The following is a 17,776-nucleotide window of genomic DNA, read 5'->3' on the forward strand; positions in this document are numbered from 1 at the left end:
CCAGGTGCTGACTGACAGTGCATAGACGAAAGGCGTAACCCTCGAGATGAGCGCTTTTTCTTCATCCTGAACGCCTCTGACGCCCTCAAGCGCTGCACGACGCCAACCATCCGCACCGCGCGACAGACACAAGCGCCTGTTTTTACTGTTCATCACAACAAATCGGCACGCAAGCCGCTTGATCAAGACTAGCCAGCCGACAGGTCATACGCCGCGCAGTAACGCCAACGACCCTTGCCGGACTGCAATATTCCCGATAAAGCGCTCGCGATGCGCAAGGAGCATTCTCATGGCCACCTCAACGATGACTGCCCTCCTCGATACCTGCCGAGCCATGACAGCCAAGGTCACGACACAGACATTCACCCTCTTGCCCCGCTCTAGCAGCGCCACACAGGATGTCGCCAATGCCCAGTCCGCTCAATTGCTGGGCGTGATGGCGATGGGCTACGAGGCACCGCCGCTGAGCCTGAAGACAACGACGGCCCCCACGACGCCTTCACCGGCCCATGACACGCGCAGCCAGGCCGACATTGCCGCCTCGGCCGTGGCGGCCCAGGCCTCAGCCGAGACACCGACTCCGACAGCATCGCCCATCGCGCAGCAGAAAGCCGTCTTCAATCCTGACATCAACCACAAGGCTCACGCTGACTGGGAGGCGATGCACCGCCACCACACCCTGCTGCGTCAGAGCATGACGCGTCGAGGAATGCTGGCATGAGCGTCTATACCATCGGCATGGAATGCGGCATGCACATACCGCTGGAGAACAGCATCGCCCTCGCCCCGGCGCCTCGCATCAAGCTGGAACTGACCGCCGGCCAGCACGCTGGCGAGTACCTGAGCATGATGTCAGGAGCCATCCAGCCGCTGACGGATAGCGACGATGCGTTGCTGAAAAGCCTGGAGGCGCAGCTGCCGCGGCGCAGCCTGATCTGGACGGCGCGCGGGATCACCGAGGTCGGGCGTGGCTGGCGCTGGCAGTCATCGCCCGGCCATCCCCAGGCGCCCTGGCTGGACGCCGTGCATCACAGCTGGCCGAGTCATGCGCCGCGCTGGCTGCGCAAGGCGCCGGTGGTGGTAGTCACCGCCGATGCGCTGCCGCTGGCCAACCGCACCCGCCACCAACGTGACCTCGCGCGGCTGTGGGCAAGCGCCGATGCCGCGCTGATCTATCTTGCCGACGATGCCCGCGATGGCTGGCAGATGCATCAACACTGTGACATCTCTCAATTGGAGAAAGCCGAGTTGTCGGGGACCAAGCAAGAGGAAGAAGCAGTGCTGGATCGCGATGCTGGCATGCCCTTGGAGATGGCAAGCTGATCGCCTGATGGCCTTATCCTTCACATTTCCAGAATGACGCAAGAGCGAGCGACGCAAGAACGACTCTAGACTCAAGAACCAAAAAAGCCCGCCCCGGATACCGGGGCGGGCTTTTTGCTGTGCGGCGAGGTACTGACAACAGACAGCTGAAACAGGCGACCGACAGAGCGCCGAATCCGCCGGCTCAAGCGCTCATGCCGCTCATGCCGCTCATGGCTGTCGCGGGCACAGACCATCACATAGCGTGCTGGCCACGAAATCCGCCAGCTGCTCCCAGTCTTCATCGCTCTGCGGCGCTCCCCCCAGCTGATCGATCTGGGCGGCGAAATCCGCGTAATGCTGAGTGGTGGACCAGATGAGGTAGATCACCCACATCGGCTCCGCCTCGCGCAGTTTGCCCGCGGCCATCCAGGCCTTCATGACATCGCAGCGCGCCTGCACCCAGTCGCGCAGGTCGCCACTGAGATAATCGCGCAGGAAAGGCGCCCCACTGATCACCTCCGCCGCGAACAGACGCGAGGCCTGCGGTGCCTGGCGTGCCAGCTTGAGCTTGACGCGCACCAGCGCCTCCAGCACCTCACGTGGCTCGTCATCGGGCGAGATATCCTCGAGCGAAGCATTCCAGCGCGTCAGGGTCTGCTCCAGCAGGTGAACGTAGAGCTTCTCCTTGGAGCCGAAATAATAGAGCAGATTGGCCTTGGGCAACTCGGCCACTTCCGCAATCTGCTTCAAGGTGCTGCCGCGATAACCGTGACAGGCGAATACGCATTCGGCGGCCTCGAGAATACGGCTCTCGGCTTGCTCACGCGGAGAGCTGGCAGGCGGCACGCTCAATTCCGCGCTACGGGTACGACGGACTTCAGCGTAAAGGGAAGAAGGAGAATCCGCGGGCATCGGCATCACTCATCAGGTCAGAAAAAAGCATTCGAGTCTCTTGGCGACAGTCCCCTGTCTGTCTCACTCGCCAGTCAGCGACGATGTGCGCAAGCAGGAGGCTCTGGTCAAGCGGCTATCACGTGGCGTTGGAACAGCAGTGAAAACAGCCCGTTGAGACACCGGCGAACAAAATACCACAACATGCACTGACCATTTGGTCAGATTCTTGCAGGAATCACAATACGACCTGTTACATTGATAGAGACAACAGCCTGCAGACCAACGCTCGTCGCCTGGATAGAACAGGCCCGCTGGCAAGACAGCCCCAGCCCGCCGGCAGCGTAGAACAGAGGACTTGAGCGTTGGAAGTACGCTGTACGCAACAAGGCACCACAATGACAATACGACCTGACAGGATGCCCGCATGATCGACTTCACCTTGAACGGGCGCGCGTGCCGACTGCCCACACCTGCACCGGGAACGAGCGTACTCGAAGTGCTGCGCACCTCACTTGGGCAAGACGGCACCAAGGAAGGCTGTGCCTCCGGCGACTGCGGCGCCTGCACCATTGCCTTGCAGGGGCCGGGCCACAATGTGAGCACCGCCAACGCCTGCCTGATGCCCGCCCACCAGCTGGCCGGCTGTGACTTGATCACCGTCGAGGGTCTGGCGGATGCCAGCCAGACACCAACTCTCTCGGCGGTGCAGCAGGCATTGGTCAGCACCCATGCCAGTCAATGTGGCTTCTGCACCCCGGGCATCGCCATGAGCCTTGCGGTGCTGCATGCCCGCCATCAGCGCCAGATCGATCAAGGCGAAGTGATTGATGCCAGACAGCGCGAAACCATGATCGACCATGCACTGGGCGGCAACCTGTGTCGTTGCACTGGCTATCGGCCGATCCGCGAGGCCGCTCACCGTCTGCTGCAAGGCGAATTCGGGCCAGCCAGCCTGCTGGACGCTCGCGTGAGCACAGGGGAGGCACAGCACGACACCGCCCCTGATGATGAGAGAGACGCCGGCCGCTTCTATCGGCCGGTCACCTTGCAGGCCCTACTGGCGCTGCGCGCCGAGCGCCCGGATGCCGCGCTGATCGCCGGCGGCACGGACCTGATGCTGGAGCACACCCAGCGCCTGCGCGACTTCCCGGCCTTGATCGACACCACCCAGGTCGCGGCGCTCGGCAAGATAGAGGAAGGCGAGCACGCCGGTCAGGCAGGCTGGTGGATCGGGGCCGCGGTCAGCTATCACCAGCTGATGCCGCTGCTGCGGGAACATTACCCGGATGGCGCGGAGCTGCTCACGCGGCTGGGCAGTGAACAGATCCGTCATCGTGGCACCCTGGGTGGCAATATCGGCAATGCCTCGCCCATCGGGGACATGCCTCCGCTGCTGATCGCGCTGGACGCCTATATCCAGCTGATGAGCCAGGACAATGAGCGCATTCTGAAGCTCGAGGACTACTTCCTCGACTACAAGCGCACCCAGCTGATGCCGGACGAGATCATCCACTCCGTCTTCCTGCCGCGTCCGCTGCACAACCAGCGACTGGCGGTGCACAAGCTTTCCAAACGGCGTGACGATGACATCTCCACCCTGCTCGGTGTCTTCGCCTGGCGACGTGATGCCAGCGGGCGCGCGCAGCACTGGCGCGTGGCCTTCGGCGGCATGGCCGGGGTTCCGGCCCGCGCCCCGCACCTGGAGGCACTGCTGACGCTGCAAGCACTGGAATCTCTTACTCCCGCCAGGCTGACGGGACAGACTCGCCAACAGATCGAGCAGGCGGTGCAGGACGATTTCTCACCGCTCAGTGACGTGCGCGGCTCACGCGAGTATCGCCTGCTGGCGGCCAGCCATCTGATTCCCCGCGTGGCCCAGCGCATCCTGAATGAGCGTCAGACCACGACTTCCCTCACGTCACTGGAGAGCCTCGATGCGTACCTTGCACAGTCTTGAGTCCGACGCCAGCGCCGCGCCGACCGCCCCCGTCCTCCAGTCGCGTCAGCATGAAAGCGCCCAGCGCCATGTCAGCGGTGCGGCGCGTTATGTGGATGACCTGCCACTGCCCGCGGGCACGCTGCATCTGGCCATCGGCATGAGCGAGGTCGCGCACGCCAGCCTGGAGGCGCTGGATCTCGAGGCGGTGCGCCGTGCCCCCGGCGTGGTCTGCGTGCTCAGCGCCGCCGACATCCCCGGCCACAGCGATGTGGGGCCGGTCTTCCCCGGCGACCCGCTGCTGGTCAGTGACATCATCAGCCATCATGGTCAGGCACTCTTCGTGGTCGCCGCCGACAGCGAGCGCGCGGCACGTCAGGCGGCGCGACTAGCCAAGGTCGCAACGTCCCCCCTGCCGGTGTGCCTGGACCCGCGCGAGGCGGCCAGCCGCGGTGATCTGGTGCGCCCGACCCACACCCAGGCGCGGCTCGCCAATGGCCGCGCCGGCGATCTCGACAGCATCAGCGCCAGGCTCGCCAGATCCGCCTGGCAATTGAGCGGTGAGCTGGAAAGCGGCGGTCAGGAACACTTCTATCTGGAAAGTCAGGCCGCACTGGCCTTGCCGGGTGAGGATGACGAGATGCTGGTGCACAGCTCCACCCAGCACCCCAGCGAAGTCCAGAAGTTGATTGCCGAGGTGCTCGGAGTGCCCTTCCACGCCATCACGGTGGAGACCCGCCGCATGGGGGGCGGCTTCGGCGGCAAGGAAACACAGGCCGCGCCGGTGGCCTGTCTGGCCGCGATGGTCGCCCGCCGCACGGGCCGCGCGGCACGCCTGCGTCTACCACGTGGCGATGACATGCGCCTGACCGGCAAGCGCCATCCTTTCCACCATCGCTATGAATTCGGCGTCGATGACAGCGGGCGCATCGAGTCCGCCATCATCGAGCTGACCGGCGACTGCGGCCACTCGCCGGATCTGTCGGATGCCATCGTCGATCGCGCCATGTTCCATGCCGACAACGCCTACTATCTGGGCAATGCCCACGTGCGCGGCATTCGCGCACGCACCAATGTGGCGTCCAATACCGCCTTCCGCGGTTTTGGCGGCCCTCAGGGCATGTTGGCGGTGGAGGCCGCGATGGAGGATATCGCCCGACGTCTGGGGCGTGACCCGCTGGAGATCCGCAAGCGCAATCTCTACTGCGAGGGCCGTGAGACCACGCATTATGGCCAACACGTCAATCAGCACCCGCTGCTGGCGACCCTGATCGATCAGCTCGAGGACAGCGGCCGCTACTGGGAGCGCCGCGCCGAGATACGCGCCTTCAATGCCGCCAACCCGGTGGTCAGGAAGGGGCTGGCACTGACACCGGTCAAGTTCGGCATATCCTTTACCGCCAAGCACCTCAATCAGGCAGGTGCCCTGGTACATGTCTACACCGATGGCAGCGTGCAGGTGAATCACGGCGGCACCGAGATGGGCCAGGGCCTGCACACCAAGATCACCCAGGTCGCGGCCCGTGAACTGGGGCTGAGCGTGGACAAGGTACGCATCACCGCCACCCGTACCGACAAGGTGCCCAACACCTCGCCGACGGCGGCAAGCTCCGGCGCTGACCTCAATGGCATGGCGACGCGTGATGCCTGCCTGCGCCTCAAGATGCGTCTGCTCGACTTCGCCGCCGAGCATCTCGCTCAGCCACGCGTCAGCCTGAGCCTTACGGATGGCGAGCTGCATGGCCCGAACGGTGTGCTGATGACCTGGGGCGAGCTGATCCAGGCGGCGTATCTGGAACGCATCTCACTGTCCGAGAAGGGCTTCTATGCCACCCCGGATATCCATTACGATCGCGCCAGCGGCACCGGCCACCCCTTCTACTACTACGCCTTCGGCGCAGCGCTGTGCGGAGTGGTCGTCGATACGCTGAGTGGGGAGTACCGCCTGGAAAGCGCCGAGATCCTGCATGATGTCGGAGATTCGCTCAATCCGGCCATCGACATCGGCCAGATCGAGGGCGGCTTCGTGCAGGGCATGGGCTGGCTGACGACGGAGGAGCTCAAGTGGAACGAGGATGGTCGGCTGCTCACCGATGGCCCGGCGACCTACAAGATTCCGGCGATCAGTGACGTGCCAGCCGGTGCGCTCAAGGTGCGCCTGCTGGAAGGCCACCCCAACTCGGCCGCCAGCATCTATCGCTCCAAGGCGGTCGGCGAGCCACCCTTCATGCTCGCCATCAGCGTGTGGGCGGCACTGCGCGATGCACTGGCCTCGCTGACCGACTACCGCCGCGCGGTACGCCTGGACACCCCGGCCACGCCGGAACGTGTGATGCTGGCGGCGCGCGAACAGCGTGACTGGCAGGAGCAGCACGACACTCCCGGCGCAGAGTCAACGCAGGTGACGTCATGAGTGCCGGCAAGAATGTCGACAAGAGTGCCGTCCGCTGGTATCAGGCGCTCGCCGAGGCCCAGGCAGCATTGACGGCGCATGCACTGGCCACCGTGGTGACGGTGGCGGGCTCTGCCCCGCGTGGGGCCGGCAGCAAGATGCTGATCACCCCCGATACACTCCATGACAGCCTCGGCGGCGGTCGGCTGGAACAGCTGGTGGTGGAGCGCGCCCGCGAGAAGCTGGCCCGGGGGCAGTCAGGCTGCCTGCTCGAGGAGATCGCGCTCGGCCAGCATGCCCAGCAATGCTGCGGCGGCCATGTGCAGGTGCTGATCGAGCTGTACCCGGCGCTTGCGCCACGCCTCGCCCTGTTCGGCGCCGGCCATGTCGGGCAGGCGATCGTCACGCTACTGGCACCGCTGGGCTGGCAGATCGACTGGCGGGACTCACGCGCCGAGCAGCTCACGAGTGCCACGACTCCGGCAGGCTGTGAGGGCCGTGTAGCGCGTCAGACGTTCAATGTCCTCACGGAACTGCCGACCGGGAAAGCTGCGCCAGGCAGTGAGGCGCTGCCCGTGATGGCAGGCAGCCATGTGCTGGTATTGACCCATGACCATGTCGAGGACCAGGTGTTGATTGCCGCGCTCGCAGCGCGTGATGACCTGGCCTCGCTGGGGTTGATCGGTTCCAGCAGCAAGTGGGCGCGCTTTCGCCAGCGCCTGCGTGGCGATCTCGAGGAGCATCAGGCCGCCCGCGTTCGCTGCCCGATCGGCGTGCCCGGCATCCCCGGCAAACGCCCTGAGGAAATAGCGATTGGCGTCGTCGCCGAGCTACTGCAGATCGAGGCACGGCGCAGTGACGAAGCGGCCTTGAACTCGGCCGACAAGGCCGCCAGACATGGCACGTCTCTCCAAAAAAGCACGTCAGCCCAAGGCACGTCACTGGACAGCCATGGGCTGACGCGTCAGGGTGCCCGCCAGCTGCGCGCCCAGTTCGCCCCTGACGCGATGCATCAGACAGAAACGACACAGAAGGCCGAATGATGACTGACCAAGACACGTCGCACACTGCGGCCTGCCACCTGGATGAGCACCGCCTGACGGCAGCCCTGCGCGCGGCCGCCAGGGACGCTTCCTGCGTCAGCCTGCTGCGCGGAGCACTGCTGCATTTCGTCGCTGACCCTGGAGACGCCATGCTGAGTGAGGCGGCCTCGAGCGATGGCAACGACAAGGGAGACACACGAGCCTCTGACATGGCGGCGACCCTGGCACGCGCCGTCGAATACTACGCCGATGCGCTGCTGGTGATGCATGCAGGCCATGTGGTCGCCGTGGGGGATCATCACTCGCTTGCCCGACATGAGGCCGTGGGCGAGCTGATGCGCCTATCTCCGCCGCGCAACGTCGAAGGCCTGATGATGCCGGGCTTCATCGATACCCATGTGCACTTCCCGCAGCTGGATATCATCGCAAGCTACGGCCACTGCCTGATCGACTGGCTGAACACCTACACCTTCCCCGCCGAGCAGCGCTTCGCCGACCCCGCACATGCCGCCGAGGTCGCCGATGCCTTCCTCGATGCGCTGTTGTGTCATGGTTCGACCAGTGCCCAGGTGTTCGCCACCTCACATGCCACCAGTGCCGATGCCCTGTTCAGGGCCGCTCGCGCTCGCGACATGCGCGTACACGCCGGGCGCGTGATGATGGACCGCAACGCCCCGCCCGAGCTGCTGGACTCCGGAGTCGCCGCGCTCAAGGACGATGAGCGCCTGATCGCCGACTGGCACGGGCGTGACCGCCTTGGCTATGTGCTGACGCCGCGCTTCGCGCCGACCTCCACGCCCGAGCAGCTGAAGGCTGCCGGCCAACTGCTCAAGAGCCAACCGGACCTGCACCTGCAGACCCATCTGGCCGAGAATCTCGATGAGGTGAAGTGGGTCGCCGAGCTATTCCCCGACGCTCAGGATTATCTGGCGGTCTATGAGGATGTCGGCCTGAGCCATGAGCGCACCACCTTCGCCCACGGCATCCACCTGGACGATGGCATGCGCCAACGCATCGCGGATCAGGGCGCCAGTATCGCCTTCTGCCCGACCTCCAACCTGTTTCTCGGCAGCGGACTCTTCGATCGCGCCAGTGCTCGCGCCATGGGCATGAACATCAGCATCGCCACCGATGTCGGCGGTGGCTCCAGCCTGTGTCAGCTGGAGAGCCTCAAGGCCGCCTATCAGGTCGGCCAGCTTCACGGCGCGGTCGCCCATGATGTGACGGGGCTTGAGTCACGCACCAATCAACCGCTGACACCCTGGCAGGGCTTCTATCAACTGACGCTGGGCAATGCGCGCGCCATGCGTCTGCAAGACAAGGTCGGCAACCTGCGTCCGGGCATGGAAGCCGATGTCATCGTGCTCGACCCCGCCGCCACGCCCTTGCTGGCACGGCGCACTCGCTGGGGTCAGTCCAGCCAGGTATCGCTGCAGGAGGTTCTGTTCGCATTGATGATGCTGGGCGACGACCGCGTGATACGCGAAGTCCATGTGGCGGGCCAATGCCGCAAGCTGCACGGCCTGATGCTGAGTGCTTCTTCTGATGCGCCATCCAGAGAGCCTGCCGCAGCATTAATGCCATGAAAGCATCACAGCGATGACAAGCAATTGACATATGGCACCAATTCTCGGGATTGGTGCCATTTTTTCATCTTAAAGATGCGCGCAATGCGGATACTCAACGCTGAATCCACTCGCTATGATGGCGACATCTTCTTCCAAAAGGTCATGGACGCTCAGCGACTGGCCTGCCACTACGAGGACCATCATCATGACTCCCACCGCCATCATGCAACGTCGTTATTCCACCAAGGCCTTCGATCCGGCACGCAAGATCAGCGCCGCCGACTGGCAGGAACTGGAAAACGTGATGCGCCTGAGCGCCTCCAGCGTCAATTCCCAGCCGTGGCACTTCCTGGTGCTGGAATCCGACGATGCCAAGCAGCGCTTCGCGCGCGCCGGTACCGATGACAAGTACGCCTTCAACTCGCCGAAGATCACCAATGCGTCTCACGTCGTGCTGTTCTGCACTCGCTCCACCCTGGACGACGACTACCTGAACCACCTGCTGGACACCGAAGCCTCTGATGGCCGCTTCAAGAAGGATGACGAATTCAGCGCGATGATGGATGGCGCGCGTCGTCTGTTCATCGACCTGCACCGTCATGACCTCAAGGACCTGCAGCACTGGATGGACAAGCAGGTCTACCTCAACTACGGCAGCCTGCTGTATGCGGCCTCCAGCCTGAACATCGATGCGGTGCCGCTGGAAGGCATCGACCCGGTGGCGCTGGATGCGGAGTTCGGTCTGCGCGAGAAAGGCTTCAACGCCCTGGTCGCCGTGAGCCTCGGTTACCGCGCCGCTGACGACTTCAATGCCGAGCTGCCCAAGTCCCGTCTGCCGGCAGACGAGATCTTCACTCGCCTGTAAGGCTCGCGCTCAAGAGCGGATTCTGAAGATCTGTTCAGAAAGCTGTCCGCAAGACATCGACGTGCGCGCCTTGCGGGCCAACGACGGGCACGGGGGGCAAGTCGCTGCCCGTGCCCGTCGCATTGCATCCCGATGACGGACATGCCACCTTTTCGAGGCAGGCCGGCGCAGTGCATTCCCGGCGGCGATGTCCGGCTTGCGTGCCTGATTCGTTTCGCCTAACCGTCACGTCCACTTCTTACGCCCACGACAGGATTCATGCCATGTCCATCAAGCTTATCGCGACACTGACCTTCCCCGCCGACCAGCAGGACAAGGCACGCGATGCTCTCGCCGAACTGGTCGAGAAGAGCCAGTCCGACAAGGGCTGCCTGCAGTACGAATTCTTCGCGATCGACAAGAACGTCGCGGAAGGTGAGCCGGTACCGGAAGGCGACTTCGTGGTACTGGAAGAATGGTGGGATGAAGAAGCCATCGAAGCCCACGTGGCCACCGAGCACTTCCAGGGCTTCCTGAGCACCTTCGGCGAAGGCGAGATCAGCCTCAATATCCAGCGCCTGCTGACGCCCTGATCCGCTGAGCGTACGTTTGCTCAGACAAGGCGCCGCGAGAGCGCAGACAGACCCCCGCCGGGCATCACACCCGGCGGGGGTCTTGCGTTTCTGGCACACGGGCCTGGCCGCGGGACACGCTACAAGTGACGGAAAAATCGATACGAGCACTGAACTTGGTTCATATCTTGCTTATAATTGGCTGCCCGCGCTGAACACTCCAGTGCCCGACACCATTTCCGTTATTGCACCGCGAGCAGAACAAGGAGCGTCACATGAGCCAATCCTCTTCCGATTCCAAGGGGATCGACGAACCACTGCTCGGCCTCGAAAGCTGCCCGTCGGTCCCCATCTCGGCACTCGCTGGCGCCCAGCATCTGCTGGCCAGTCTGGCCGGCATCATTGCACCGACATTGATCATCACCAGCGCGCTGGGCCTCGGTGCCTACACCGCCAGCCTGCTGTCGATGGCACTGATGGTCTCCGGGGTCGCCACCTGGATCCAGTCCCAGCGTATCGGCCCGTTCGGCTCGGGGCTGTTGAGCATCCAGGGCACCAGTTTCAGCTTCGTGTCTGCACTGATCACCGCCGGGTTGATCGCTCGATCGCAGAATGCCAGTGACGAGCAGGTACTGGCGGTGCTGTTCGGCACCTGCCTGGCGGGCAGCCTGATCGAGATGGCACTGGGCACGGTGCTGCCATGGCTCAAGCGGGTCATCACGCCCGTGGTCACCGGCGTGGTGGTGATGCTGATCGGCCTGAGCCTGATCCAGGTCGGCATGACGGACATCGGCGGCGGCTTCGGCGCCGAGGACTTCGGTGCGCCCGCCAATCTGGCGCTGGCCGGTTGTGTGCTGATCACGGTGCTGGCCTGTCAGGTCTCGCGTCATCCGTGGCTGAGAATCGCCTCCATCTTCATCGGCATGGCCGTCGGCTGCATCATCGCCGCCATCGGTGGCCTCTATGATGCACCGCAGCTGGCCGATGCCGCCCTGCTGGCCCTGCCGCATCCGGCGACCCTGAATACCGGCTTCGATTTCTCGCTGGCCGCCTTACTGCCGGTGGCCTTCATCTTCATGATCACCGCCATCGAGACGGTCGGTGACCTCACCGGCAGCGCACGCGCCTCGGGTCTGGCGGTGGATGATGAGCTGCACCAGAAGCGTCTGCGCGGCGGCGTGCTGGGCGATGGCCTGAATTCCGCACTCGGCGCGCTGGCCGGCACCTTCCCCAACACCACCTTCAGCCAGAACACCGGCGTGATCCAGCTGACCGGCATCGCCAGCCGCCATGTGGGCCGCTACGTGGCCGGCTTCCTGTTGCTGCTGGGGCTGTCGCCCTTCATCGCCACCCTGCTGACCCAGATGCCGCGTCCGGTGCTCGGTGCCACCACCACGCTGATGTTCGCGCTGATCGCGGTGTCAGGCATTCGCATCCTGATGGCGCAACCCATCGGGCGTCGCGAGATGATGATCATTGCGCTGGCCCTGGGGCTGGGGCTTGGTGTCGGCATGGTGCCGGATGTCCTGAACGCCATTCCGGGCGCCTTCGCCGATGCGCTGCGCTCGCCGATCACCATGGGCGGCCTGACCGCCATCATCGCCGAGCTGCTGCTGCCGAAGATGGAAGACGCCGAGGTGTTCAATCCCAGAGCGAGTGAGCGTGAATCCACCGACAGCATCAGCGCGGACCAGGAACACGCCTGACCCGCAGGCTCAGCGATGAGACATGAAAGAACCGGCGCATCATCGGCCGGTTTTTTCATGTCGGTCTGGAAAGTTCGCACTTCGGGTGCCGGTCATCCAATCTCCACATTGGCAAGACAGGCTCGCACAGCGGTGACTCTTGCCATCGGTTACATCGTCACCTTCCTCATATCAGCACTTTCACACTCAACACCCTTACACTCAGCCCCCTGGCAGTCACTCCCCTTTCCAGCAGCATTTCAGATCGGGACGCGACATTGCGCCCCAAAGCCATTGCGCCCCAAAGCCAGACACAAGGAACGTATCGCTCATGAAGAACACTCGACTCATCTCATCAAATGCGCCGGGCTTGAACGCATCCCCCGACTCGCTCATGGCGCTGAAGGCCCTGCTGGGGGCTGCACTGCTCAGTACGCTGAGTGCCTGTGCCAGCCAGGCGGGCCATGAATGGCAGGCCGACACCACCTATCAACTGACGGTGCTGCATACCAACGATCACCACGGTCGCTTCTGGCAAAGCAGTGATGGCGAATACGGCATGTCGGCGCGCAAGACGCTGGTCGACCGTGTCCGCGCCGAGGTGGAATCCGCAGGCGGCAGCGTGCTGCTGCTGTCGGGTGGCGACATCAACACCGGCGTGCCGGAATCCGACCTCCAGCAGGCTGAGCCCGACTTCAAGGGCATGAATCGCATCGGCTACGACGCCATGGCGGTGGGCAACCATGAATTCGACAACCCGCTGGAGGTGCTGCTCAAGCAGCGCGACTGGGCCGATTTCCCGATGCTGGCCGCCAACATCTACGACAAGAGCACCGGCAAGCGGCTATTCGCGCCCTGGAAGATCTTCGATGAGCAGGGTGTCCGTATCGCGGTGATCGGTCTGACCACCGAAGACACCGTTCGCATCGGCAATCCCGAATATTTCAGCAAACTCGACTTCCGCGATCCCAAGGAAGAAGCCCGCAAGGCCATCGAGCAGCTCAACGAGCAGGAGCAGCCGGACCTGATCTTCGCAGTCACCCACATGGGCCACTATCAGAACGCCGAACATGGCATCAATGCGCCGGGCGATGTCTCGCTGGCACGTTACCTGCCCTATGGCGAACTGGACATGATCGTCGGTGGCCACTCCCAGGAGCCGGTCTGCATGGAGGGCATCAACCGGATGGCGGGCTTTGCGCCCGGCGATGATTGCCAGCCGGACCGCCAGAACGGCACCTACATCGTGCAGGCGCATGAATGGGGCAAGTACGTAGGACGCGCCGATTACGAGTTCCGCAATGGCGAGCTGACCATGCGCAACTATCAGCTGATTCCGGTGAATCTCAAGAAGACCGTCGAAGTGAACGGCGAGCGCAGGAAGGTGCTGGTCGCAGAGGAAATTGCCGAGGACAGCGAACTGCGCGAATTCCTGCGCCCCTATCAGGAAAAGGGCCAGGCGCAGCTCAACGTCACGGTCGCGCAGAGCAACGGCAAGCTCGAAGGTGATCGCGATGTGGTGCGCTTTGCCCAGACCAACCTGGGCCGCCTGATCGCCACCGCCACCATGCAGGCCGGCAAGGCCGACTTCGGCGTGATGAACGCAGGTGGCGTGCGCGCCTCCCTGCCCGCGGGCGAGATCACTTACAAGGATGTACTGACTGTACTGCCCTTCGGCAACACCGTGGGGGTCGTCAGCATGTCAGGCAGCGAGGTGCTCGACTACCTCAATGCCGTGGCGACCCAGCCGGTGGACTCCGGCGCCTATGCCCAGTTCGCCGGCATCAGCCTGCGCGTAAATCGAGCAGAAGGCAGCGTGTCCGACGTGATGATCCAGGGCCAGCCTCTGGACAGAAGCGCGCAATATCGCTTCAGCGTTCCGAGCTTCAATGCCGCCGGCGGGGATGGCTATCCCAAGGTCTCTGACCAGCCAGGTTACCTGGATACCGGCTTCGTCGATGCCGATGTGCTCAAGGCCTATCTTGCCGAGCAGAGCCCGATCGACGTCGAGGTATACGCGCCCCAGGGCGAGATCGTCTATCAGTGACGCTTGAGGCTGCTGTCATACAGCATGCACATGACAACGGAGTGCCTTGGCGCCCCGTTGTCGTTTTCAGAGCGGGAATATTCTCGCCAGAGGCGGAAGTCGGACTATACAAGTGCGGGTCGCACAGGTTTGATAAGACAGGTGCACCACTACAACAAAGACCATCGAGACCCTGGCCCATGAACCTCAACCGCACCGACAGTGAACTGCTCAACCTGCTGATCAAGGACGGTCGCATGTCCTATGCCGATATCGCCCGCAAGCTCGGCATTTCACGTGCCCATGCCCGCAGTCGCGTCCAGGCGCTGGTCGAGAGCGGCGTGATCGAACAGTTCACCGCCGTCATCAACCCCGACAAGCTCGGCAAGGGCATCTCCACCTTCGTGGACCTGACCGTCGCTCCCAGCGCCATCGAACGTATCGCCGAGGAGCTCTCCGCCTGCGTCGAGGTGGTCAGCCTCTACATCATGAGCGACCTGAAAAGCCTGCACATCCACACCCTCACCGACAGCTACGAGGCCTTCGATGCCTTCGTGCGCGCGCATATCTTCAATCGCGACGAGATCCTCTCCGTCGACTGCAAGTCGCTGATGACTCGCGTAAAGCACCGGCGTGGCGGTGCGCGGCTATAACGTCTCTGTTTCTGCCTCCGCCTCTATCTCTGACGCCGCAGCCCCGGCCGGCGCCATGGCTGTCATCTCAATCGTCATCTCCAGTATCACCTCAAGCGTCACTGCAATCTTCCCAACCCGCGCAGCAACCGTAGCGCGATCCACAGAAAGCCCAGCGGGAACAGCACCGTCTGGGTGATGAACAGCATGGTGAGGTCGATCACCTTGTCGGTCATCGCATCAAAGCCCTGGGTGATACTGGTGATCGGCCCGCCGACCCAGCCTTCCATGCTGCCCTTGAACTGCTGCCACCAACTGCGCTCCTCGTGCGCGCCGCCTACCTGCTTGTCGGCGACTTCCGCCAGCTGCTGCTGCGTCACGCTCAGCTGCGCCATCTGGGTATCGCGGCTGTCATCGAGAAAGGCCTGACCTGCGGCGCCGCTGGCCAGCGCGACACTCAGCACCGCGAAGCGCAGTGCGATGCCCCACAGAGCCAAGCGCAGTATGGCTACCTGCCACCAGCGCTGACTGGGATGCACGCCATCGACCGATTGGCGACTGCCCGTGAGCAGCCCGAGTGCCGCCAGCAGGCAGGTACCGCTGGCGAATACCTTGATGATCACGGAACCGGAGATGCCCAGCAGCAGCTTCTGCAGCGCCAGCGAGCCAGTCGCCGCGAACATCACCCACGAGAAGCGCTCGATCATGTCATTGGCGGGGTCCAGCGCTTCCCCGGGCGAGACCTGAAAGACCTGCAGGTCGATGGTCGAGGACTGCAGCACCGAGATGGTCGCGTTCAGGCCCTTGGCGATGGCGAAGGCACTGAACGCCTGGCCCAGAGTGGCGTCGAGGAAGTCCAGCGCCCACTGCTGCGGCATTTCCCACCAGGCAAGCACCGCCATCACCACGAGGATGGCGACCAACGGGATGCGTGGCACCTGCGCCCCTCCGGGTGCCCCAGGCGTGGCGGGCAAGCGAGGCCCGGCAGACTTCATCACGAAGGCGGATGAGGCGGCAGGTGAAGACACCGAGCGGGCGGCGGGCTCTTCAGGCTCATGAGGTGACATTCAAAGCTCCATCAGGACAAAGCCGCATGATGCCACCGCCCCGATAGACTGTCGTCTTTGGTGCCTCGCATGAAGGCTCGATGTGGGCGAACCGGCTCTTATTGACCTGCTCAGGTTGACCGACTCCGAGCACCCCTATCCAGATGCACCATGATCGATCGTACGCACCATCAGGTCGCAAGCATGACAATTGATCATTTCCACCCCACATTCGTGAGCCAGATGTCACCCTCTAGGTCGCTATCGGTGAACAAATGCCGCGACAAGCGCCATCTTCCGACATATGTCAGGCCCTGCCCCCTGCCAATCAGCGCTGACACGGCCTCACCTAGGCAACGCCAGGGGCGCACTCACGCTCCATCAGCGGAAAACAGCACCGAAAACCACCATCCAGTCGATTGAAAATAAAGGACAAATATCCCTACGCGCAAAATGGCACATGCCTTGCAACGTCATCCGTGTAGCCCACTGACAAATGGCAGCCTTCTGGCTGACAAATGACAGGCATCGCTACTCAAGAACATGCAGAAACACCTACACAACAAGATCGCCGGCCGCGATGTCGGCATGCCGTACAGGCGCCCCTTGAGACAGAGAACTCTTTCACAAAGAGCATTCAGAGCCGTCTGTCGCAAGGGCATTACTGGTCATCCGTCCGCAGGAGATCCTCCCATGACATTCGATCGTCGCAAGTTCCTGGGTGCCGCACTGGCAACCTCAACCGCTGGACTCGTGATGGGTGCGCCCGCCATCGTGCGCGCGGAATCCAACAAGACCTATCAATGGAAGATGACTAATGCCTACGGCCCGGGCTCGCCCTTCTATGTCGAGGGCCCGGGCAGCCCGACCGATTTCTGCCGCAAGGTGGAGGCCATGTCGGGCGGGCGCATGAAGATCCAGCACTTCGCGGCTGGTGAGTTGATTCCGGCCCTGGAGGGCTTCAATGCCGTCGCCAGTGGCGTGGTGGAGATGAACGCCGGCAATGCCTACTTCTGGGCTGGCAAGATTCCCGCCGCCCAGTACTTCACTACCGTGCCCTTCGGCATGAATACCCAGGGCATGAATGCCTGGCTGTATCACGGTGGCGGGCTGGAGCTGTGGCATGAACTCTACGCCCCCAAGGGGCTGATCGCCTTCCCGATGGGCAATACCGGCGTGCAGATGACCGGCTGGTTCCGCAAGCCGATCAATACGGTCGAGGACTTGAAGGGTCTGAAGATGCGCATCCCGGGGCTGGCCGGCAAGGTCTACGCCGAACTGGGCGTAGCCGTGCGTCTGTTGCCCGGCGGAGAGATCTTCCCGGCGCTGGAGCGCGGTGTCATCGACGCCGCCGAGTTCGTCGGCCCCTATCAGGATCGTCGTCTGGGGCTGCAGAAGGCCGCCAAATACTACTACACCACCGGCTGGCACGAGCCGACCAACGTTACCGAGCTGATGATCAACAAGGCGGCCTGGGAGGGCCTGCCCGAAGACCTGCAGGCCATCGTCAAGGCTGCCGCCCAGGCGTGCAACGTCGAGAGCCAGGCCTGGTGCGAGTCGGTGAATGCCGAGGCGCTCAATGATCTGGTCGACAACGAAGGCGTCACCGCCCAGCCGCTGCCGGACGAGGTGGTAGCGCGCCTGAAGGAAGTCACCGAGAAGACGCTGACCGACATGGCGGCGGCCGATCCGGACACCGCGCGCGTCCACGAGTCCTTCATGGCCTTCCGTGACCAGCACAAGGAATGGGCCGCCGTCAGTGAGAAGACCTTCCTGGCGCTCTGACGGCTGACATCGAACTTCCCTCTCCATCGCGCCTACTGCAGCTCACGC

At 63.4% G+C, this 17,776-nt stretch carries 14 protein-coding genes; 12 read left to right on the forward strand and 2 right to left on the reverse strand.

All coding sequences use genetic code 11. From position 1 onward, the window contains the following. Positions 1 to 289 precede the first annotated feature (289 nt). Positions 290 to 721 (forward strand): hypothetical protein, encoded by a 432-nt coding sequence (locus MKZ40_RS09285; protein ID WP_153635711.1) that lies wholly within the window; start codon positions 290 to 292, stop codon positions 719 to 721. Further along, on the forward strand, positions 718 to 1,323 hold the full coding sequence (locus tag MKZ40_RS09290) for a hypothetical protein (protein WP_153635710.1): 606 nt from the start codon (positions 718 to 720) through the stop codon (positions 1,321 to 1,323). The genes MKZ40_RS09285 and MKZ40_RS09290 overlap by 4 nt, the downstream gene beginning before the upstream one ends. A 210-nt stretch (positions 1,324 to 1,533) precedes the next feature. On the opposite strand, the gene MKZ40_RS09295 is transcribed toward MKZ40_RS09290, so the two are convergent. Next, a complete protein-coding gene (locus MKZ40_RS09295) occupies positions 1,534 to 2,217 on the reverse strand; it encodes a TetR family transcriptional regulator C-terminal domain-containing protein (RefSeq protein WP_153635709.1) in 684 nt (227 codons plus the stop codon). Between the two features lie 406 nt (positions 2,218 to 2,623). Between MKZ40_RS09295 and MKZ40_RS09300 the strand changes: the two genes are divergently transcribed. From MKZ40_RS09300 to MKZ40_RS09340, 9 genes are all read left to right on the forward strand, one after another. Further along, positions 2,624 to 4,156, forward strand: coding sequence for an FAD binding domain-containing protein (locus tag MKZ40_RS09300; protein WP_175088719.1), 1,533 nt, complete (start codon positions 2,624 to 2,626; stop codon positions 4,154 to 4,156). Continuing rightward, positions 4,134 to 6,548, forward strand: coding sequence for a xanthine dehydrogenase molybdopterin binding subunit (xdhB, locus tag MKZ40_RS09305; protein ID WP_175088718.1), 2,415 nt, complete (start codon positions 4,134 to 4,136; stop codon positions 6,546 to 6,548). Before MKZ40_RS09300 ends, xdhB begins: the two co-directional genes overlap by 23 nt. Beyond that, positions 6,545 to 7,570, forward strand: a complete 1,026-nt coding sequence (xdhC, locus tag MKZ40_RS09310; protein WP_175088717.1) for a xanthine dehydrogenase accessory protein XdhC — start codon at positions 6,545 to 6,547, stop codon at positions 7,568 to 7,570. The genes xdhB and xdhC overlap by 4 nt, the downstream gene beginning before the upstream one ends. Then, positions 7,570 to 9,156, forward strand: a complete 1,587-nt coding sequence (gene guaD, locus MKZ40_RS09315) for a guanine deaminase (RefSeq protein ID WP_254627002.1) — start codon at positions 7,570 to 7,572, stop codon at positions 9,154 to 9,156. The genes xdhC and guaD overlap by 1 nt, the downstream gene beginning before the upstream one ends. Before the next feature lie 187 nt (positions 9,157 to 9,343). Then, on the forward strand, positions 9,344 to 10,003 hold the full coding sequence (locus tag MKZ40_RS09320; RefSeq protein ID WP_043333519.1) for an oxygen-insensitive NAD(P)H-dependent nitroreductase NfsB: 660 nt from the start codon (positions 9,344 to 9,346) through the stop codon (positions 10,001 to 10,003). A gap of 263 nt (positions 10,004 to 10,266) precedes the next feature. After that, complete coding sequence (locus MKZ40_RS09325; protein WP_175088716.1) at positions 10,267 to 10,575, forward strand: putative quinol monooxygenase; 309 nt, start codon at positions 10,267 to 10,269, stop codon at positions 10,573 to 10,575. A 254-nt stretch (positions 10,576 to 10,829) separates the two neighbouring features. Further along, a complete protein-coding gene (locus tag MKZ40_RS09330) occupies positions 10,830 to 12,260 on the forward strand; it encodes a solute carrier family 23 protein (protein WP_175088715.1) in 1,431 nt (476 codons plus the stop codon). Positions 12,261 to 12,633: 373 nt separating this feature from the next. Next, positions 12,634 to 14,286, forward strand: a complete 1,653-nt coding sequence (gene ushA / locus MKZ40_RS09335; RefSeq protein WP_175088714.1) for a bifunctional UDP-sugar hydrolase/5'-nucleotidase UshA — start codon at positions 12,634 to 12,636, stop codon at positions 14,284 to 14,286. A 179-nt stretch (positions 14,287 to 14,465) separates the two neighbouring features. Then, positions 14,466 to 14,918 (forward strand): Lrp/AsnC family transcriptional regulator, encoded by a 453-nt coding sequence (locus MKZ40_RS09340; protein WP_043332694.1) that lies wholly within the window; start codon positions 14,466 to 14,468, stop codon positions 14,916 to 14,918. A gap of 98 nt (positions 14,919 to 15,016) precedes the next feature. Here the strand turns inward: MKZ40_RS09340 and MKZ40_RS09345 are convergent, their stop codons facing one another. Continuing rightward, entirely contained in the window at positions 15,017 to 15,964 is a 948-nt protein-coding gene (locus tag MKZ40_RS09345; protein WP_175088713.1) for a hypothetical protein, read from the reverse strand. 672 nt (positions 15,965 to 16,636) lie between these two features. Here MKZ40_RS09345 and dctP point away from each other — a divergent pair. Further along, entirely contained in the window at positions 16,637 to 17,728 is a 1,092-nt protein-coding gene (gene dctP / locus MKZ40_RS09350; RefSeq protein WP_175088712.1) for a TRAP transporter substrate-binding protein DctP, read from the forward strand. Positions 17,729 to 17,776 lie beyond the last annotated feature (48 nt).

Source organism: Cobetia sp. BMC6 (assembly GCF_029991385.1).
GTDB lineage: Bacteria > Pseudomonadota > Gammaproteobacteria > Pseudomonadales > Halomonadaceae > Cobetia.